The organism is Paenibacillus tundrae, from assembly GCF_036884255.1.
In the GTDB taxonomy this organism is placed as follows: domain Bacteria; phylum Bacillota; class Bacilli; order Paenibacillales; family Paenibacillaceae; genus Paenibacillus.
The window spans coordinates 592503-611293 of sequence record NZ_CP145605.1; the positions used below are offsets into that span (position 1 = coordinate 592503).

Below are 18791 nucleotides of genomic sequence, written 5' to 3' on the forward strand. Positions count from 1 at the left end.
TGGAAATGCAAAATAGGCTAAGCACAGTGCTCATCGTAGGCATCTGTGTGAATCATGAAACGTGTTTCTTTTGCTCAAGCTCAACATGGGTTCGAAGAAAGAAACTAGAACCGTGTGATTCCATATGCCATCTCATTACGAAATTTCAGTTCCAATGGCTTGTCATATATGTACAAGTCTGTCTTTCCTGTCTCCGGTTCAGCCGCAGCGGTGAAAGGTGGGCTTTTTGTTTTTGGCAGCCGAAGGGGAGAGCATGCAGGGTTGCCTGTGCGAGAGGCACACAAGGAGAGAACAACATGCAATTGCTAAAAGATAAGGTAAGACAGGAAGGCATTGTACTGTCTGAACAAGTACTGAAAGTGGACTCATTTTTGAACCATCAGATGGATCCGGTTCTCATGAAGGAAGTGGGCAAGGAATTCATCCGCCGCTTTGAAGGAGAGAACATTACACGTGTGCTTACGATTGAATCCTCGGGTATAGCCCCAGGCATCATGACTGCATTGGAGCTTAATGTACCGCTGATTTTTGCACGTAAACAGAAGTCGCTTACTCTTACAGAAGATATTCTGGTCGAGAAGGTGTACTCATTCACGAAGCAGGAGACCAATGAGATTACCGTTGCCAAAAAGTTCATGCAGCCAGGTGACCGCGTACTCATTATCGATGACTTCTTGGCGAATGGTGAAGCGGCATTTGGACTAGCACGTATCGTAGAACAGGTTGGAGCCGAGGTAGTCGGCATCGGGATCGTAATTGAGAAAGCCTTCCAGCCAGGAGGACGCTTGCTTCAAGAAGCAGGCTACCGCGTGGAATCACTGGTTCGCATCGGAGCACTGTCAGATGGACAGGTTACATTTGCGGACGAGGAGGGCACGAACTAATATGGCACGCGAACGTATTTTTCAGCGGCATCGGCATCCTGTCCAAACATTCTCCTTAGGTCTTCAGCATGTATTAGCAATGTACGCAGGAGCTGTAATTGTGCCTCTGATCGTAAGTGAAGCCTTAGGCTTTACGATGGAGCAACTGACGTATCTGATTGCAATTGATCTGCTTGCCTGTGGGGTAGCGACATTGCTTCAAGTGTGGGGTAACCGTTATTTCGGAGTGGGGCTCCCCGTTATGCTGGGATGTGCTTTCCAAGCGGTATCTCCGATGATTATTATCGGCCAGAGTAGCGGCGTATCGGCTATCTATGGTGCGATCATTGCTTCCGGACTATTTGTTCTTATATTCTCAGGTCTATTCGGTAAATTGATTCGCCTATTTCCACCAGTGGTTACAGGCTCAGTCGTGACGATTATTGGTTTGACACTGATCCCTGTGGCGTTCAACGATCTTGGGGGTAGTACGAATTTTGGTAGTGCTCAAAATTTGATGCTCGGTTTCGGTGTACTGCTATTCATCATCCTGTTGACGCGGTTTACAACTGGATTTATCCGCTCCATCTCGGTTCTGATTGGTCTTCTCGCAGGGACAATTGCAGCAGCCTTTATGGGTGAAGTGAAACTTGCCCCTTTACGTGAAGCAAGCTGGTTCCATATGATAGAGCCGTTCTATTTCGGTAAACCAACATTTGAGATTGTACCGATTCTGACGATGATTCTGGTCGCTATTGTGAGTGTTGCTGAATCAACGGGAGTATTTATGGCTTTGGGCAAAATTTTGGATAAAGATCTGACTTCCAAAGATCTGGCTCGGGGTTACCGCGCAGAAGGTCTGGCGATTGTACTGGGTGGTATCTTCAACTCCTTCCCATACACGACCTACTCACAGAATGTAGGGCTTGTGCAGATGACGCGGGTGAAAACGCGTGATGTCATTGTTGTAGCGGGTAGCTTGCTTGTTGTGATTGGATTCGTACCTAAGATTGCTGCGCTGGCACAGCTTGTACCAGGTTCTGTATTAGGTGGAGCGATGGTTGCTCTGTTTGGCATGGTAGTATCGTCAGGTATTCGCATTTTGGGAAGCCAAGTGGATCTGAACCGTCATGAGAATTTGTTCATTATCGCTTGTTCTGTAGGCATGGGTCTAGGGGTAACCGTTGTTCCTGAGCTGTTTGCCAATACACCAGCCTGGGCACAAATCATGTTAGGTAACGGCATCATCGCAGGTAGTTTTACAGCAATATTTATGAATCTGTTGTTCAACGGCATTGGAACGAAGGCTGAGGCAGCTAGAATGGCAGAGAAACAAGCAGACGATATCATTGGGGAGTCTAAACATTCTGCATAAGTAGGTGTAAGAAACCAGCAGGAAGTTAGTTTCCGCCATGCATCCTATGTTAACTCTTGTCATGAAATACTTATGTCATGAATGAATGGTTTCATGGCATGAGTCATTTACGTGATGAATGATCTATCGCATGAATAACAACACAAACATCCGATTCTCTGCCTTGCAGGGAAACGGATGTTTTTTTTGGTTATGAGCCGTCAGGAATCATAAATGCCGCATCTGTTTTTCCGCAAAATCACCAATCCAAGGCAGCTTCAGCCATTTTCCCTGTAAGCTAGTGACAACCATCAGGAGCCATACAACCACACCAAGCAGGGATAACAGGGAGGAGACCAATGGGCCAAATAGCGGGAGAAATGTGCATAACACATGACCGACCATAATGAGGCCAAATACCGTTACCGATTGAAGCGCATGGAACATAACGAATCGACTCCGCTTTTCCACAGCGAGAAATATGATCCCACCAACAATGGTGAACAGATAACAGAGCATACCTGCAATATTTTCATCCAGACCGCTCGACGATTTAATGGGGGACATCCGGTCAAGCCTCCTTTGTCCTTTTTATATAGGCTATGAGGAGAAGGGACAGAACTGAACCGGAATGATGAAGGATTGAATGAATGGATAGATCTATGTATGTATGTATGTATGTATGTATGTTGTGTTGCTATATCTAGTGTATAGAAAGCTATTTACATTTAACATGGTGTTGGTGTAGCTATGGAGGAACAGACCCATTTGCGATACGGCTGTGTCTGCCCCCAGAGCTACTATTTAAGATTTTATCATTCTGGTTACCCTAAAGATTAATTATCGCCTTGCTCAAGCTGTCTACGTGGATTCGTGACTTTACCGATTTTGTCAGTATCATTCTCTTTGGGTACCAAACGTTCGTCCGTACGACCATCATGATGGTTCTCAAAGGCAAACTCCGTCAATTTCCACTCTGTCTTGCCAAGAATGGGATCGGCGGGAAAATGCTGACCTCTATGCAGATGCTCCTCGCGTCCTGCTTCGTTGATGTAAACTCCGTCCACTTCCACGACTTCATGCGAAAGGGGCAACATGTCCTGTTCTTTTCGTTCCATGAAACGGCGCCTCCTCAGAATCCAGAAATTTAACTATAATGGTTGTCCGTGATAATATCCCCCGAATAGTTACGCGTTATGCTGGATACATTAATTCCGTATACAATAGGCATATGCATTAAATATGATTCGGAATTAAACTTTTTCGGTATAAAAACCGTTATAAATATTAAGGAAAATCGTCAAGTCGTAACATACTTCCGAATATGCTACAATAAGATTATGATTCAACTTGAATCATATCGGGTATTTATAGTGTCAGGTACTTGCTTTTAGCGAGGTTCCCGACCTAAAGCTTGCTTTAAGCCGCGCACACAACTTCATGAATGGCATTTAAGACTTATTCGGCGTTCTCTAAACGGAGCATTCACTTTCAACGTTTTGGGAGGGAATTACAATGGCAACGAAAGGTCACAATGAGGTCAAAGAAAGTTTGAGGGAAATGACTCGGATTTTCCGTCCTAAGGATCCAAAAAAATTCGTGAAGGAGTACGTGAGAAAATACCGGATTACGGGTGGGTATGAAGAAGAATTGACTTCTGTGGTCGAGCATGAGCTTGTCAAGATGGATTCTTCCGTATCCTGAAGCACTTAACTTAGAATTTTACTGTTCCGATATGAATAGAACCGTCTTCCGGGCGTTAAGCTCCGGTAGACGGTTTTTTTTGCTTCAGCCTGAAGAGTTTACCATTACTTTTCGGGCTTTGTTGCGTGAAGCTTGCATATATATGGAAGTACACAACTTCCAGGAAGGATGTATGCATGTGGATCCTATTTTGAAAACAAAAGAAGAGATTAGCTACATGCAGGAAGCAGGGCGAATCCTGCACAACTGTCACAAGCTCATTGAACAGCGGTTAGCACCTGGTGTAACTACACGGGACATGGATGAATTAGTGGAAGAATTTCTAGCGAAGAACGGTGCAACGCCTGAACAAAAAGGATACAAGGGATACCCTTATGCGACCTGTGCATCTATCAATGAGGTGGTCTGTCACGGTTTTCCTAGTGAACGGGAATTGGCTGAAGGCGACGTCGTGACTATCGATATGGTTGTAAATAAAGACGGCTGGCTTGCTGACTCTGCCTGGACATATGGGGTCGGGGAACAGCGGCGGTCGATGCGTAAATTGATGAAACGTACAGAGAAGGCACTGCACCGTGCTATAGCCCAAGCTGTACCTGGGAATACGCTGGGGGATATCGGCAATGCCATTGAACGCTCAGCAAGGTTATATCGATATGGCATTGTGAAACCGCTCATTGGTCATGGAATTGGTCAATACATTCATGAACCGCCCAATGTACTACCCTATGGCAAACGTGGCACAGGGCAGATGTTGACCGAAGGTATGGTCATTACGATTGAACCGATCTTCACCAAAGGCAGCTCAGGAGTCGTGGTGTGGGACGAAGATGGATGGACTGTGCGAACGGTGGACGGGAGCTGGGGAGTTCAATACGAGCACACGATCGCGATCACGAGCAATGGCCCACGGATCTTAACAGATGGAACATAATATAGAGAATGTGTTCTAAGCAAGATCATTTATAGGATAGTTGGAAGTAGCGTTAAATTCAGAAAGGGAGGAGTGCTACTCCACGCCGCTTCGAATGGCTAATAGAACGGTGTGGAGTGAAATTTCCCTCCTGTATAACTGGAAGTTATCCTACCAGGGAGTGGTTCATTTCCTTTTGCATAATTTCGCATGTTTTGTGTGTGATAAAAGTCTGGTGAAAAATACGCTCAATCACCGAAATCTGGCAAAAATTTTCAAATTTATATTAATGGTTTTTTTACTGAAATCGCTTGCAAATCTAGTTGTGGTGCGGTTTTTTACATAAAGTGAACAAATTGTGAACATGTGTCCAAAGATTGACAAAATCATACCCTCAACTTATATTTAATATGTGATTGAACCATATAGAATGAATTGGAAGAATGCGTAGACATGCCCTTTGAAGGGAATTAAGGGGTCGATGGAAGCGTTATTTCTGGAAACCGTTCTATATGACGGAGAGGATTATACGTATTGTGCCAGAACGGAAGAGCAACATGTTTTTGGGACAAAGACGGTAATCTACGAAAACGTAAAAAAGTGGGGTAGATCAATGATGAAACAGTGGCAGGTTGCAAAGCGAATTCTCCCCTTGCTGGCGGTGTTCTCTTTGCTGCTATCCGCATGCGGGCGGGAAGACTTGTCTGTAATGAAACCTCAGGGTCCTGTGGCGCAAGGTCAATATGATCTGATGAAGCTGTCCATCGCGATTATGATCGTGGTACTCATCATTGTATTTGCCATTGCAGCCTATGTATTGATCCGTTTTCGCAGACGGTCTGGACAGAATGACATACCCGAACAGGTCGAAGGAAGTTTCAAGCTCGAAGTCATATGGACAGCCATTCCGTTACTGCTTGTTATTGTACTAGCTGTACCAACGGTTAAAGAGATCTTTGCTCAAGGCGCAGATCTGTCCAATGATCCAAATGCAGTACAGGTCAAAGTCACCTCGCATCAGTACTGGTGGGAATTTACTTATCCTCAATATGACGTAACCACCGCTCAAGACCTCATTATTCCTACCGACAAGAAGATCGCATTCGAATTGAAAACCGCTGACGTGATTCATTCCTTCTGGGTGCCGTCACTTGCGGGTAAAATGGACACCAACCCAGATGGAACACTGAATAAGTTTAGCTTCTCAGCACCGAATGAAGGCGTTTACCGCGGGAAGTGTGCCGAATTATGCGGTAGGTCTCATGCCTACATGGAATTTAAAGTAAAAGCGGTCAGCCCTGAGGCCTTTGACAGATGGGTCGCTGAAATGAAAGCACCTGCTGTTCTTCCAGAAGACACGCAATTGGCTGAAAAATTCAAAACAAATTGCCTTTCTTGTCATGCTGTAGGTGATCAAGGTGGCCCAGTTGCGCCAAATCTCACAGGAATTGGTGGCAAGGAATCCGTCGCAGGCATTTTGCTTAATCAACGCGAGGGACAAGAAGAAGGTAAACCTGTCTTGGATAACATGAAAGAATGGCTGCATGATCCACAATCCGTGAAGCCAGGCAATACGATGCCGAGTCCCAAAGACCTCGGACTTACAGATGAAGAGATCGACGGAATTGCCGAATATCTGGCCAATTATAAATTGGACTATGAATAGAACAGCAAGGACGATAAAGGGGGTACACAACCTTGGCTCAAGCTCATAGCGTCAAGCGTTACCGTGGCTTGATGGATTGGATCACTACCGTCGATCACAAAAAAATCGCCGTTCTTTACTTAGCTGCAGGCGGATTGTTTTTCGGCATCGGTGGGATTGAAGCTATTTTGATTCGGATTCAGCTCATGAAGCCGATGAATGATTTTGTCTCAGCACAGGTCTTCAATGAATTGATTACGATGCACGGAACCACGATGATCTTTCTAGGTGTTATGCCGATTATATTTGCCATTATGAATGCGGTTGTACCATTGCAGATTGGAGCACGGGATGTAGCTTTCCCGTTCGTTAACGCGCTGGGCTTCTGGACATTCCTGTTCGGCGGTCTGTTGCTTAATCTGAGCTGGATCATGGGTGGTGCACCTGATGCCGGATGGACATCGTATACGCCACTATCGGGCAGTGAATACAGTGGAACCCACGGTGTCGATTTCTATACGATCGGACTTCAGATTGCAGGTCTAGGGACACTCATCGGGGGCATTAACTTTCTCGCCACGATTATAACGATGCGTGCGCCTGGCATGTCATACATGCGGATGCCGATGTTTACATGGACCACATTTATTACTTCTGCTATTATCCTATTTGCTTTTCCTGCAATTACAGTTGGATTGGTATTGTTGACCTTTGACCGGATATTAGATGCAAATTTCTTCGATGTCGCAGGCGGGGGAAATCCCGTGTTATGGCAACATATCTTCTGGATCTTTGGTCATCCCGAAGTATATATTCTTATCTTGCCAGCGTTCGGGATTATCTCAGAGGTTATCCCAACGTTTGCACGCAAAAGATTGTTTGGTTACAGCTCCATGGTGTTTGCAACGATCCTGATCGCGTTCTTGGGCTTCATGGTCTGGGCGCATCATATGTTCACTACGGGTCTCGGAACGATTGCGAACGCATTGTTCTCCATCTCCACCATGCTGATTGCTGTACCGACAGGAATCAAGATCTTCAACTGGCTCTTCACCATGTGGGGAGGACGAATTCGTTTTACAGCGGCGAACCTGTTCGCGGTAGGATTTATTCCGACCTTTGTTATGGGGGGCGTAACGGGTGTCATGTTGGCGTCTGCTCCGGCTGACTTCCAATTCCATGATACATACTTTGTTGTAGCGCACTTTCACTATGTCATCGTAGGTGGCTTGGTGCTGGGTATATTCTCAGGTCTTCACTATTGGTGGCCCAAAATGTTTGGACGTATCCTCAGCGAATCGCTAGGAAAATGGACATTCTGGACATTTATGATTGGTTTCCAGCTCACCTTCTTCGTGCAGCATTTCCTTGGACTGATGGGTATGCAGCGCCGGATTGTATCCTATTTGCCAAATCAGGATTTCGACCTGCTTAACCTCGTGAGTACAATCGGGGCATTCTTGATGGGGGTTGGTGTCATCATTTTCCTCGTCAACATCGTTATTACGACGAAGAAACCGGTGAATGCACCGAATGATCCGTGGGAAGATGGCCGTACGTTGGAATGGACGATTCCATCTCCACCGCCAGAGTACAATTTCAAGCAAACGCCGCTTGTACGCGGTATTGATGCATACTGGAAGGAAAAGATGGCTGGGAACACAGAAATGACACCGGCTGAGCCGGTAGGGTCAATTCATATGCCATCTGCAACACCGTTACCGTTTGTCATGTCTGTTGGTATATTCATTGCTGGGCTTGGGCTGATGTTCAGTAAGGATGACTTTGGTAATGCGTTCATGAATGGACTATTTAACAATTACATTGTGCTCATTATAGGACTTGTCATTACATTTGGAGCCATGATGCTCCGTTCACTCTATGATGATCATGGCTGGCATATTGAGCCAGAGGATCAGGACGAGAAGGGGGCGAGAAAATGACAACATCACATGCTGAACCTGTGAACGGTAACTTGCCGCATGAACCGGAGAAGGCAACGCTGGAGGGACGCAATAAGCTCATCGGCTTCTGGTTGTTCCTCGGCGGCGAGACCGTGTTGTTCGGAACCCTTTTCGCTACCTTCCTTGCGCTCAGGAATCAGACCAATGAAGGGCCGACTGCGAATGAGCTATTCCATCTACCTCTGGTGGCAGCAGCAACCGTTATCCTCTTAGTCAGTAGTTTGACGAGTGTATTTGCCATTCAGGCGATGCATAGAGGTAAGGTGAAGGCACTCACGTTATGGCTCGGCATTACGGTTTTGCTAGGGCTCGGGTTCCTAGGACTCGAAATCTATGAGTTTTATGAATATGTGAAGCACAAAGAGTTCGGTATGACAACGAGTGCATTCAGCTCGGCATTTTATACACTAGTCGGATTCCATGGAGCTCACGTAGCCTTTGGTATTCTCTGGATCGGTCTTATTATTGGGCAATTGTTCAAAAAAGGTCTGACGGTCGTAACTGCACCTAAAGTGTACGTCTCTGCAATGTACTGGCACTTTATCGACGTTGTCTGGGTGTTTATCTTCACGGTCGTGTACTTGCTCGGAAAGGTGGGGTAACACATGTCGGTACAGGATAAAGCAGATCAGGAACCAGTGAAACATCGTCACCGGACGGAAGGGCCACAGAAACACGTCGTAGTGTTTATCTTTTCCATCATATTGACTCTGATCGCATTCGCAGCCGTTAAGGCCGGTGGTGTGAATGCAACGTTTACGATCATCTTGCTGGTCGTCATGGCCATCTTACAGGTGTTTGTACAGCTCGGTTACTGGATGCACATGAAAGACAAAGGTCATTTAATGCCTATTCTGTTCATGGCATTTGGATTTTTCGTAGCATTTACGTGCATTATTATGGCACTCTATTGGGTTTGGTGGTAAGAGGAGATGGCGGCGGCTTATTGTCGCCGTCTTTTCCCCTTTTTGGCGCACCAGCAGGATAGGCGTATAGGCACTAACCAAATTAGTTCACGGGGAGGTTTCCCGTATGCTCGGGTTGCAATATTTTAGTTTTAACGATCTGTGGAGCCCTACGATTCTGGCGTTATTTCTACTTATCGGAGCGGGTTATCTCGTGCTGGTAGGGCCAGTGAGTGAGAAGGTCAGTGGAGCAGAGCCAGCGACTGTGGGACAGCGAGTTTTATTTATTACAGGACTTATCGTTTTTTATCTAGCTCAAGCGGGGCCTTTCAACTTGTTGGGTCATGTCATGTTTAGCTTTCATATGGTCAGCATGGCTCTATCTTACTTGGTAGCACCACCACTGCTTATGAAAGGACTACCTAACTGGGTATGGCGTAAAATCGTAAGCTATCTGCCAACCAGGCAGTTATCTTTTCTAGCTCATCCGATCGTGGCAGCCCTAATGTTTAATGGGTTGTTCTCCATCTATCATCTGCCGGTAGTGCATGATTATGTCATGCTCAATTTCACGGTTCATCGTCTGTATTACATCGCGCTGTTCATCACTTCAATGCTGATGTGGTGGACGCTCCTTAATCCGTTACCGGAAGGCAGACAGGCATCTGGACTGTCCAAAGTTGGATTTATTTTTCTCAATATGGTGTTGCTTACGCCTGCCTGTGGTTTGATTATTTTCGCCTCCGAGCCTTTATATGCAACCTATAGCAATCCTGCTGTATGGGCTGAGGCCATGCGATATTGTGTATCAGGCGATACATCGGCATTGCTTCGATCCTTCGGAGGGCCTGCGTTCTTCAACTTTCTGTCTTCTGCCAAAGAGGATCAGCAAGTTGGTGGCATCATTATGAAATTCATTCAGGAGGGAATCTTCGTATCCATGCTTGCACTTGTTTTCTTCCAATGGTACCGCAAGGAGAAGCAGGAAGATGACGAGGATGATTCCCATAGAGCGGAGCCGCCGGTGGTACCACTTAACCCTGCTACAAAATAATAAATATTGCTATACAGTATTGTTTAAGAGTCTCCTAAGAAAACTAACTTATCCGAACTCGCATGATATGAATAAAGGGGGATACATGATGGATATGTATTTTCTACTGCCTACGATCAGCACGTCTTTCATTGTGATTAGTGCGGTGCTGGTGGGAATCGGCTGGATACTTATTATCCGTGGTAAACGGGAAGCGCATCAGTCCATGATGGTGGCAGGTGCAGTAGCGGCATTAATATTTTTTGTCATTTATATGTCTCGAACGATCTTTGTGGGCAACACAGCTTGGGGCGGCGAACCAGATATGGAGATCTTCTACCGAATCTTTCTGATCTTTCATATTATTCTCGCAACTGTGGCCGCAGTCTTCGGTATCTCAACACTTGTGCTTGGGTTCAAAAAGAAGTTCAAAACACACCGCCGCTGGGGGCGGTTCACATCTATGATCTGGTTCAGCAGTGCCATGACGGGTGTGATCGTGTACGTTCTGCTGTATATCCTTTATCCAGGCGGGCACACCCGACCTGTGTGGGAAGTTATTCTTGGCGTGTGAATGTACCGTGTAAACTGCGAATCTATGAAAATGGACGAATCTAGTGGAAGATTCGTCCACGCTTCCTCTTGAACACATTCATAGAATGAGTTTGAGAGGGGGATACAACAAATGAAAAAAACAGTCCATGTCAGTCAAACGTATCCACGTCTCACGGTGTACTCAGATGAGAACTTCACAGGAAGAAGCCGGATTTATCGTGGCAACACGGGTCTGCGCAACTTGGAGAACATCCTTGGAGGCGTTGAGAGTCTACGTTTCTTCTCGACAAGCTCCAATGCAACACTCGTTGTGTTCACAAGACCTAACTTCCAGGGTGGATTCCGTGTTTACCGTGGGAACACCAGCTTGAGAGACTTGGATGACTTGATTCGTGGCAATGATGTGGAGTCCTTAATCTCTACGAATGAACGCTTAACACTAGCTGAGATTCGTGCAATTCGCAGTAACCGTAGTTTGCCTAGCGGCTACAACCTCGTGTAATGGTTAGACCTCTTCTATAATCAGGTGATGGGTAAAATGAAAAAGCTGTGTCTGTAGTGTGTATATACACACTATGGGTGCAGTCTTTTTTTGTGCGCAAAATCATGGAATATAACCCCATTGAACATGAATTTATTCAAGTTCCAAATATGCTGTTTTTCCCGGAGTGGCGCTGTTTATTGCAGTTTGAGTAGTGCGTTCATCCTCCATGACTTCCTGATTCAGGAAAAAAAGTGTTGACGGGAAAAGTGTTAGGTCTGTATACTGTGTATATTGATATATACAGTAAACACAGTGAGCACACAGCACACATTACATGAATGAAAGTTGAAAGGCAGGCGTGCATATGAACGCATGGAAGCAAGCGTTGTGGTTGACCCGCAGTGAGATGAGTAAGGATCGATTCCAGTGGTTATGGAGTGCAATTTTTATGATTTACACGGGCAGCATGAGCGGTGTGATGTTGATTCAGCAACATGAGGTTAGCTTCATTAACCCTGTTGTAGATACCTTTTTTCTAATCATGGTGCCCTTTCAGGGATTCCTGTTCAGCAGACGTTCATTCCGTTACATACAGGAGGATTCCTATACACAGATGCTGGCCTTTTACCGCAGACTCCCGATCCCGAATGAAACGGTGATGTGGTCAAGACTTCAGCAGTCGATTATGACGTTTGCATACAATGGGATCTTTTTCTACGGATCACTGTATGTAGTCAGATTACATGAGGAAGCCTTCCGATGGGATCAATATCTGGCGTTTGCCATGACATGTACAGGATATGGACTTTTTATGACAGGCTTGTACATCTACGGAGAATTCCTCTTCAGTGGCAAAAAATACTTACTTCTCAGTGCGCTGCTCTTGCCACTTACCATCGGTTTATCTTTATTGATTCGATTGTCAGGTAGCTACGGATTATGGATTGTCATTGATCACAGTAAAAGATGGAGTCTATTATCCCCGATTATGTGGATTGCTCTGGTGGTTGGTTTAACCACACTATGGCTATTCAGTCGAGTGACATTGAAGAAGCTGGCTTGTCGGGATTTAAGTTAAGTGAACGAGAGAATGATGAATTGAGAATAGAGAAGGAACCGGAGCTACTAGCTTGTAACACGACGAGGTGTACCGGAGGGCGAGGTGCAAAAATGTGAAGATACCGATTCAAATCAATGAAAACAGCGCTGAACCCCTATATCACCAAATTGAGAATCAGTTAAGATCATTAATCATTACGGGTCAACTAGGAGAGGGAACGCATTTGCCGTCCATTCGTGAATTCGCCGGAGCGCTCAATTGTAGCGTGATTACAGTCAGAAGGGTCTATCAGGATCTGGAGAATGAAGGTCTGCTCCGTACGAAGCAGGGGACAGGTACATTTGTAGCCCAGGTTGAAGCCAATGATAGAGAAAATTATAGATTAAAGGCTGCGCAGGAGGCGATGCAGGCTGCGGTGCAGTCTGGCAAATCGGTCGGATGTACGGAAGAAGAAATGGAAGATTTGTTCCGAGAAGCCCTAAGAGTTATCTATCCGAAGTAGGGGAGGGAGTACCATGATGGAACCTGTAGCTGTTCAACTGAATGGCGTATCCAAAATGCGAAAACGCAGAGTGATTGGCCCGATTGATCTGACCATCCCGGAAGGGTATGTCATTGCAATCCTCGGTCATAACGGTTCTGGCAAAAGCACACTATTGAACATGCTACAACAAATTGTACTGCCAGATAGTGGACAGATCATATGGTTTGGAGAGGAACACAATGGTCCGCTGCCGATAGAACTGAGACAACAGATTGGTTTTGTGGCCGATAACAGCGGGCTTGAAGAGAACCAGCTTACAGCGGAAGAAGCAGTCCGGTTTCGCGCTTACTGGTATCCGCGCTGGGATATGAAGCTGTTTGACCAGCTGATGAAAGAGATGGACGTGCCGAGGGACGTGAAGCTGATCAAGATGTCCAAGGGAGAACGGCGTAAGTACGAGATTGCAGCTGCACTCGCAGCGCGTCCGAGACTTCTTCTGCTGGATGAACCGTCCTCGGGACTTGACCCTTTTGCCTGGAAAGTGATGGTTGAGCAGTTCCGGAACTTCATGGCAGGGGGAGATACCACGATACTGATTGCCACACATATCGCAGATGAGGTCAAGCGGCTTGCGGATTACATCGTACTGATGCACCGTGGTCAATCCTTGGGTATGGCGGAGAAAGATAGCGTGCTCGATCAGTGGAGAGAGGTCTGGTATGAAGGAGCCCTACGTCCAGAAAGTATCCCCGGTATTGTGGAATCTTCTATAGATGAGAATGGCCTAGTTCGGATTATTACAACCCGAGTTAGTGAAGCACAGGAAAGGTTGGAACTGTCCAGTAATCAGGTGCTGAAAATTCGTAACTTGGAGCTCGATGAAGTACTCGCATTCTGGATTGCAGGATATGCACCCATACAATGGAAATAACCGAAGGGAGACGATAAATGATGAACCGATTAGAATTGACGCAAGTCGTTAAGCAATATGCAGACAAAACAGCTGTTAATGGAGTCACGCTCAATGTAAAAGAAGGTGAGATTTACGGACTGCTCGGAGCCAATGGTGCAGGCAAAACAACCACGATGCGAATGGTGCTTGGCTTGATCCACCCGGATGGTGGAAACATCCTATATAACGGTAAGCCGTACAATACCGAGCTGCAACAAATTATGGGCTATCTTCCAGAAGAGCGCGGACTTTATCCGAAGGTGAAGGTTAGTGAGCAGATTAATTATCTGGCTAGACTTCGTGGCATGAGTGGTAAGGATGCAGATAAGAGCCTGAAGTACTGGCTTGAGCGTTTCGAGGTTCCTGAGTATTATGACAAAAAGATTGAGGAGCTGTCCAAAGGTAACCAGCAGAAAATGGGCTTTATCGCAGCTGTCGTGCATCGCCCTCAAATTCTTATTCTAGATGAAGCCTTCAGTGGACTGGATCCGGTGAACGTGGAATTGCTCAAATCAACCGTTAAGGAATTACGGGATGAAGGCACAGCTATTCTTTTCTCCACACACCGTATGGAACATGTTGAAGAGTTATGTCGTCAGATCACCATCCTTCATCGCTCTAACACTGTAGTGCAGGGTGAGATTAAGGAAATTAAGAGTCGCTATCCACGTGAGCAGGTCGCTCTAAGTACTGTAGGTCAAGTGGATGGTCTGGAGTTGTTAACAGGAGTAACGAAGGTAGAACAGAATGAGCGTGGCTACATGATCCATATCAGCCATGTTGATGCAGCTCAAGAGATTCTGAAACATGCGATGTCCCAGACAACAGTCGAGCATTTTGAGATTAAGGAACCAACGCTTAACCAAATCTTTATTCGTGAGGTAGGTGAGTCGAATGAATAAAATGGGAACGATTACGGGATTTACGTTCAAAAACAAAGTTAAAACGAAATCATTCATGGTAACGACGATTGTACTTGCAATTCTGATTACGATTGGACTCAATGTGCCATATTTCATTACTTTATTCAACGGTGGCTCAATTGGTGGTGGAGCTTCAGGTAATCACCCAGTAAACATCGGGCTTCTCACATCAGGACAGCCGGAAGTGTCAGAGAAACTGGAGAGCTTCTCTTCAGCTCAAGGAGATCAAGCTTACCGTTTCATCGCGGGTGGTGACAAGGATGAAGCTGCTCTAAAAGCTGATACAGAAGCAGGACTTACCGATGGTTACTTGAAGTTTGAAGCTGTAGCTGGACAGGAGTTCCCGCAGCCAATCTTGTACTCATCGGATGAGGTATCACCGCAGATCATTGCTTCCATTGAAGCGGCTCTGCAAAGTGTGAAGCTTGATGTGGTTGTAAAAGACGTGCTTACAGCGGAACAAAAAGAACTGATCACAACGCCAGTGAAGCTGACTCAGGAAAGCCTGAGTGCAGAAGAAGGGGCAGCCGGTGCAGAATCGGATAATGGTATGAGCCCGATTAACTACATTGTTGTTTATCTCCTGATCATCCTGCTGTTCACTTCAACAATGATGACAGGGAATATGATCGCTTCTGAAATTACAGCAGAGAAGAGCTCCCGGATCATGGAGATTCTAATCACGAGTGTGTCTCCGCTGAGTCAGATGTTCGGTAAAATCATTGGTATTTTCTTAGTAGGTATACTGCAGATCGGAATCTTCGGAGCCGTAGTTGCTGCTAATATGTTGCTTCCTCATAACGTTGATGTACTAGGTGATTTCAATATGAATCTGAGTGACATCAATACGGCTGTCATTGTGTATGGACTCATCTTCTACATCTTAGGTTACTTCTTGTATGCAGTGATGTTTGCTGCGATTGGTTCAATGGTAAGCCGTACAGAGGAACTTGGTCAGGCGGTTCTACCAATTACGATGCTGTCGCTCGTATCGTTCTACATCGCCATCTTCAGTATCGCTACACCAAACATTTTATTGTTGAAAGTAGCTAGCTTCATTCCATTTACGTCACCAACAGCGATCCTTGTACGGATCGGTGCAGGAGTTGCACCAACATGGGAGATTTTGACGTCACTTGTGATTCTCGCTGTATCTATTCTGATCTTTGGCTGGCTCGCAGCTAAAATCTATCGCACGGGTGTACTGATGTACGGTAAACGCCCAACCTTTAAAGAGCTCTTTAAAGCAATGAAAGCATATAAGATCTAAGTAATTGCAAAACAACAAAAAACAAACCAACCAACAACGTAACTCTTATAAAAATAATGGAGGCGATTAATATGATTAATCAATTAAATACAAAGTCCTATAAGTTAATGAGCACAGGAGTAGTTGTTCTATTGTTAGCATCAGTCATCAATGGAGAAGGTTCTGTAGTGAAGGATGCGGTTCAAGGGGCGATGATGGGAGCTGGAGCAGTTCTCGCAGCTGTAGGTCTCTGGATGGCTGGTAGCAAGAAATAAGAAGTTAATGAAGGGATAGGCGCTACTCTAGTGGAGTAGCGTCTATTATTTTGTTTTCTCCAGTTCACTTCTGAATTCCCTGAAACCTTTAGGGGTTCTTCCTTGATCCTTTTTGAAGGATTGTATGAAGTGATTCACATGATTGAAGCCCACTTTGCCAGCGATCTCGGTAATTGTATCATCTGAGGACACGAGTAGTTCGCAGCTTTTTTTAATCCTATATTTGATAAGGTACTCATATGGCGTCATGTGAACGGTCCTTTTAAAACTTCGTGTACATTCCGAAATGCTCAAATGCGCTATATCGGCAATCTCACGTAGCGTGATCGGACTTGAGTAGTTCTGATGGATAAAACTCAGCATAAGCTGCAGCCTTTCCTGATGTCGTTTTGCATGTTTTGGCGCATCCTCTTGCGGTAACGAAAGATTAGATATTAGATTAAACCAGAGCTGCACGGTCATAATCGAAATCTCATACTCCCAACCCCAATTTTTGTTCCTAATGAATACTCGTCTCATGTTCCAAAGCATATCCAAAGCTTGCTTTTCCCACTCGGTATTATCTGCGATCACGATTGAAACGAAAGAAGAACGAGTGTAGGGGAGCACATACTTCTCTTCCATGGTGCTGTCTGCGTGGAACGCGAGTAGCTTCTCGGGAAAGTTAAAACTTACATATTCCCCATCCTGGCTCAGCTGTGTCGTGACATGAAGAATTCCTTTGTTAATGAGAATCGCCTGCCCGGTCTTTAACTCATGGTCAATGCCGTTGACTTGAATGACGAGGGCTCCTTTTGTGACTAATGTGATCTGTAGTTCTTCATGCCAGTGCAGGTCGTTGAATCCTCTTCCTTCGGGAACACTTGTATAGAGCGTATGGGTGTACATGATATAGGGAAATGAATGATCGGGATATGCAATTGTCTCGTGCAGTGGTTTTGACATATTAAAGAAACCCCCTTCTCATGACGATATATCTATACTTTTCAGTGATATACTTGCACGTTTTATATAGAAACGGTGATATTATCATATCATAGCTATGGCTTATCACTGAAGCCTGTGCACAGATGATCGGATAAGACCTCTTGGAGGGTTTTAAGTGAAAGAACGTAAAACATCGTTATTACTTCATCCGTATGGACTTCTTTTTATCGCTATATTAGCCGTTTCCATTTCTTCGATTATGATAAAATCTTCAGATACACCAACCGCCATAGCAGGCATGTACAGGCTTTACATTTCAGCATTCATTATGCTCCCTTTTGTCCCTTGGAAAACGATTCGCTCCTTACGCTTGAACGGCAAGGAATGGGCGGCGCTTTCTCTGGCCGGTCTGCTCTTGGGACTGCATTTCTTATTCTGGATGGAGTCGCTCGTGTATACTTCGGTGGCAAGTTCTATGGTCATCTTAGCGTTGCAACCACTGTTTGTCATGATTGGTTCGTATTTTGTCTTCAGGGAAAGAGCCGGCGTACTGAGCGTACTCTGCTTAGTGACTGCGCTGCTTGGTTCCATCATAATTGCCTGGGGAGATATCGGTATATCTAGAGAAGCACTTATTGGGGATGGGTTATCTTTAATCGGAACTATATCTATTTCAGCTTATATGCTAGTAGGGCAAAAGTTGAGTAAACGAATTGATGCAAAATTATATAGTGTCGTAGTTTTCTTTCTTGGAGGAAGTGTTCTGCTCGTCTACAGCATATTAAGGGGCTTCTCCTTAAGCAACTATGCTTCTTCGGACTGGCTCTATTTTGTTCTCCTTGCGATTATTCCTACGATCTTCGGCCAATATATTTTCAATCGACTGCTTAATACGATAGGTGCTACAACGGTATCCGTAGGTATTATTGGAGAACCAGTTCTAGCAATTATTCTTGCGTATCTCTTCCTGGGAGAAACCGTCACCACTTTTCAGTCTATAGGTGGATTAATAACATTACTGGGGATGCTGATGTACTTTTGGCGAAAATCGATACAATATTCAGCGTCGAAGCGTCTATCATATTAATTATTTTTGAAAACAACAGGGGAATTCTACATTAGGAGGAATGATGAATGGCAACTTTTGATGACTTTCTAAAACTGGATCTTCGCGTGGGAACAATTATTAATGCAGAATTTTTTGCAAAAGCTAAAGTCCCAGCGATCAAACTGGAGATTGACTTTGGTTCAGAAATTGGTATTAAGTCCTCCAGCGCACAAATCACAAAAAGGTATACAGCTGAAGAAATTATCGGTAAACAGATTGTAGCAGTTGTGAATTTTCCACCTCGTCGGATTGCAGGATTTGATTCAGAAGTTTTGGTGCTGGGCGGAGTGCCGGAAGCAGGGGACGTTGTACTGTTAAAAACGGATTCTGATGTACCCAATGGAACACAAATCGGATAAACTAGCTGAAGCCCACCAAAGGATTACTTCCTAG

Annotated in this window: 22 protein-coding genes; 19 read left to right on the top strand and 3 right to left on the bottom strand. The window is 45.2% G+C overall.

Going from position 1 to position 18791, the window contains the following annotated elements; translation table 11 throughout:
• The first annotated feature begins 296 nt into the window (after positions 1-296).
• Together V6W81_RS02740 and V6W81_RS02745 are read left to right on the top strand one after the other, a co-directional pair.
• Positions 297-884, top strand: a complete 588-nt coding sequence (locus V6W81_RS02740; protein ID WP_056695590.1) for a xanthine phosphoribosyltransferase — start codon at positions 297-299, stop codon at positions 882-884.
• Position 885: 1 nt separating this feature from the next.
• Positions 886-2238 carry a nucleobase:cation symporter-2 family protein gene (locus V6W81_RS02745; RefSeq protein ID WP_310141043.1) on the top strand — a complete coding sequence of 451 codons (1353 nt, stop codon included), beginning with the start codon at positions 886-888 and terminating at the stop codon, positions 2236-2238.
• Between the two features lie 207 nt (positions 2239-2445).
• On the opposite strand, the gene V6W81_RS02750 is transcribed toward V6W81_RS02745, so the two are convergent.
• Positions 2446-2784 (bottom strand): DUF4870 domain-containing protein, encoded by a 339-nt coding sequence (locus V6W81_RS02750; protein ID WP_056695585.1) that lies wholly within the window; start codon positions 2782-2784, stop codon positions 2446-2448.
• A 269-nt stretch (positions 2785-3053) separates the two neighbouring features.
• On the bottom strand, positions 3054-3335 hold the full coding sequence (locus V6W81_RS02755; protein ID WP_056695583.1) for a hypothetical protein: 282 nt from the start codon (positions 3333-3335) through the stop codon (positions 3054-3056).
• Between the two features lie 397 nt (positions 3336-3732).
• On the opposite strand from V6W81_RS02755, the gene V6W81_RS02760 reads away from it, so the two are divergent.
• The 15 genes from V6W81_RS02760 to V6W81_RS02830 all read left to right on the top strand — a co-directional run bounded on the left by V6W81_RS02760 (position 3733) and on the right by V6W81_RS02830 (position 16363).
• Positions 3733-3921, top strand: a complete 189-nt coding sequence (locus V6W81_RS02760) for a hypothetical protein (protein WP_017690840.1) — start codon at positions 3733-3735, stop codon at positions 3919-3921.
• A 172-nt stretch (positions 3922-4093) separates the two neighbouring features.
• On the top strand, positions 4094-4855 hold the full coding sequence (map, locus tag V6W81_RS02765; protein WP_338541470.1) for a type I methionyl aminopeptidase: 762 nt from the start codon (positions 4094-4096) through the stop codon (positions 4853-4855).
• Positions 4856-5447: 592 nt separating this feature from the next.
• The gene (gene coxB / locus V6W81_RS02770) at positions 5448-6500 is read left to right on the top strand and encodes a cytochrome c oxidase subunit II (RefSeq protein WP_056695632.1); all 1053 of its coding nucleotides are present in this window, start codon (positions 5448-5450) and stop codon (positions 6498-6500) included.
• A gap of 71 nt (positions 6501-6571) precedes the next feature.
• Positions 6572-8422 carry a cytochrome c oxidase subunit I gene (gene ctaD, locus V6W81_RS02775; RefSeq protein ID WP_338543922.1) on the top strand — a complete coding sequence of 617 codons (1851 nt, stop codon included), beginning with the start codon at positions 6572-6574 and terminating at the stop codon, positions 8420-8422.
• On the top strand, positions 8419-9045 hold the full coding sequence (locus V6W81_RS02780; protein WP_056695581.1) for a cytochrome c oxidase subunit 3: 627 nt from the start codon (positions 8419-8421) through the stop codon (positions 9043-9045). The genes ctaD and V6W81_RS02780 overlap by 4 nt, the downstream gene beginning before the upstream one ends.
• A 3-nt stretch (positions 9046-9048) precedes the next feature.
• Positions 9049-9369: a cytochrome C oxidase subunit IV family protein gene (locus V6W81_RS02785; RefSeq protein WP_056695579.1), complete on the top strand. Its 321-nt coding sequence runs from the start codon at positions 9049-9051 to the stop codon at positions 9367-9369.
• 106 nt (positions 9370-9475) lie between these two features.
• Positions 9476-10402, top strand: coding sequence for a cytochrome c oxidase assembly factor CtaG (gene ctaG, locus V6W81_RS02790; protein WP_338541471.1), 927 nt, complete (start codon positions 9476-9478; stop codon positions 10400-10402).
• 88 nt (positions 10403-10490) lie between these two features.
• Positions 10491-10955, top strand: coding sequence for a DUF420 domain-containing protein (locus V6W81_RS02795; RefSeq protein ID WP_128104282.1), 465 nt, complete (start codon positions 10491-10493; stop codon positions 10953-10955).
• A 111-nt stretch (positions 10956-11066) separates the two neighbouring features.
• Positions 11067-11438 carry a hypothetical protein gene (locus V6W81_RS02800; protein WP_145050339.1) on the top strand — a complete coding sequence of 124 codons (372 nt, stop codon included), beginning with the start codon at positions 11067-11069 and terminating at the stop codon, positions 11436-11438.
• A 346-nt stretch (positions 11439-11784) separates the two neighbouring features.
• Positions 11785-12498, top strand: a complete 714-nt coding sequence (locus V6W81_RS02805; protein WP_338541472.1) for a hypothetical protein — start codon at positions 11785-11787, stop codon at positions 12496-12498.
• A 94-nt stretch (positions 12499-12592) separates the two neighbouring features.
• Complete coding sequence (locus V6W81_RS02810) at positions 12593-12982, top strand: GntR family transcriptional regulator (protein WP_056695568.1); 390 nt, start codon at positions 12593-12595, stop codon at positions 12980-12982.
• A gap of 16 nt (positions 12983-12998) precedes the next feature.
• Positions 12999-13895, top strand: coding sequence for an ABC transporter ATP-binding protein (locus V6W81_RS02815; RefSeq protein ID WP_338543923.1), 897 nt, complete (start codon positions 12999-13001; stop codon positions 13893-13895).
• Between the two features lie 20 nt (positions 13896-13915).
• Positions 13916-14818 carry an ABC transporter ATP-binding protein gene (locus V6W81_RS02820; RefSeq protein WP_338543924.1) on the top strand — a complete coding sequence of 301 codons (903 nt, stop codon included), beginning with the start codon at positions 13916-13918 and terminating at the stop codon, positions 14816-14818.
• Positions 14811-16109 carry an ABC transporter permease gene (locus tag V6W81_RS02825; RefSeq protein ID WP_310140957.1) on the top strand — a complete coding sequence of 433 codons (1299 nt, stop codon included), beginning with the start codon at positions 14811-14813 and terminating at the stop codon, positions 16107-16109. The genes V6W81_RS02820 and V6W81_RS02825 overlap by 8 nt, the downstream gene beginning before the upstream one ends.
• A gap of 71 nt (positions 16110-16180) precedes the next feature.
• A complete protein-coding gene (locus V6W81_RS02830; protein ID WP_338541473.1) occupies positions 16181-16363 on the top strand; it encodes a hypothetical protein in 183 nt (60 codons plus the stop codon).
• Positions 16364-16408: 45 nt separating this feature from the next.
• On the opposite strand, the gene V6W81_RS02835 is transcribed toward V6W81_RS02830, so the two are convergent.
• On the bottom strand, positions 16409-17308 hold the full coding sequence (locus tag V6W81_RS02835; RefSeq protein ID WP_338541474.1) for an AraC family transcriptional regulator: 900 nt from the start codon (positions 17306-17308) through the stop codon (positions 16409-16411).
• Positions 17309-17465: 157 nt separating this feature from the next.
• Here V6W81_RS02835 and V6W81_RS02840 point away from each other — a divergent pair, with 157 nt between their 5' ends.
• A complete protein-coding gene (locus tag V6W81_RS02840; RefSeq protein ID WP_338541475.1) occupies positions 17466-18377 on the top strand; it encodes a DMT family transporter in 912 nt (303 codons plus the stop codon).
• Between the two features lie 47 nt (positions 18378-18424).
• On the top strand, positions 18425-18757 hold the full coding sequence (csaA, locus tag V6W81_RS02845) for a chaperone CsaA (RefSeq protein ID WP_338541476.1): 333 nt from the start codon (positions 18425-18427) through the stop codon (positions 18755-18757).
• The last annotated feature ends 34 nt before the right edge of the window (positions 18758-18791 follow it).

Coding starts and splice junctions, on each gene's coding strand:
- V6W81_RS02750 (WP_056695585.1), bottom strand. CDS start 2,784: ATGTCCCCCATTAAATCGTCGAGCGGTCTGGATGAAAATATTGCAGGT.
- V6W81_RS02800 (WP_145050339.1), top strand. CDS start 11,067: ATGAAAAAAACAGTCCATGTCAGTCAAACGTATCCACGTCTCACGGTG.
- V6W81_RS02755 (WP_056695583.1), bottom strand. CDS start 3,335: ATGGAACGAAAAGAACAGGACATGTTGCCCCTTTCGCATGAAGTCGTG.
- V6W81_RS02740 (WP_056695590.1), top strand. CDS start 297: ATGCAATTGCTAAAAGATAAGGTAAGACAGGAAGGCATTGTACTGTCT.
- V6W81_RS02745 (WP_310141043.1), top strand. CDS start 886: ATGGCACGCGAACGTATTTTTCAGCGGCATCGGCATCCTGTCCAAACA.
- V6W81_RS02825 (WP_310140957.1), top strand. CDS start 14,811: ATGAATAAAATGGGAACGATTACGGGATTTACGTTCAAAAACAAAGTT.
- V6W81_RS02795 (WP_128104282.1), top strand. CDS start 10,491: ATGGATATGTATTTTCTACTGCCTACGATCAGCACGTCTTTCATTGTG.
- V6W81_RS02760 (WP_017690840.1), top strand. CDS start 3,733: ATGGCAACGAAAGGTCACAATGAGGTCAAAGAAAGTTTGAGGGAAATG.
- csaA (WP_338541476.1), top strand. CDS start 18,425: ATGGCAACTTTTGATGACTTTCTAAAACTGGATCTTCGCGTGGGAACA.
- ctaG (WP_338541471.1), top strand. CDS start 9,476: ATGCTCGGGTTGCAATATTTTAGTTTTAACGATCTGTGGAGCCCTACG.
- V6W81_RS02820 (WP_338543924.1), top strand. CDS start 13,916: ATGAACCGATTAGAATTGACGCAAGTCGTTAAGCAATATGCAGACAAA.
- map (WP_338541470.1), top strand. CDS start 4,094: ATGCATGTGGATCCTATTTTGAAAACAAAAGAAGAGATTAGCTACATG.
- V6W81_RS02805 (WP_338541472.1), top strand. CDS start 11,785: ATGAACGCATGGAAGCAAGCGTTGTGGTTGACCCGCAGTGAGATGAGT.
- V6W81_RS02835 (WP_338541474.1), bottom strand. CDS start 17,308: ATGTCAAAACCACTGCACGAGACAATTGCATATCCCGATCATTCATTT.
- ctaD (WP_338543922.1), top strand. CDS start 6,572: ATGGATTGGATCACTACCGTCGATCACAAAAAAATCGCCGTTCTTTAC.
- coxB (WP_056695632.1), top strand. CDS start 5,448: ATGATGAAACAGTGGCAGGTTGCAAAGCGAATTCTCCCCTTGCTGGCG.
- V6W81_RS02830 (WP_338541473.1), top strand. CDS start 16,181: ATGATTAATCAATTAAATACAAAGTCCTATAAGTTAATGAGCACAGGA.
- V6W81_RS02815 (WP_338543923.1), top strand. CDS start 12,999: ATGGAACCTGTAGCTGTTCAACTGAATGGCGTATCCAAAATGCGAAAA.
- V6W81_RS02780 (WP_056695581.1), top strand. CDS start 8,419: ATGACAACATCACATGCTGAACCTGTGAACGGTAACTTGCCGCATGAA.
- V6W81_RS02785 (WP_056695579.1), top strand. CDS start 9,049: ATGTCGGTACAGGATAAAGCAGATCAGGAACCAGTGAAACATCGTCAC.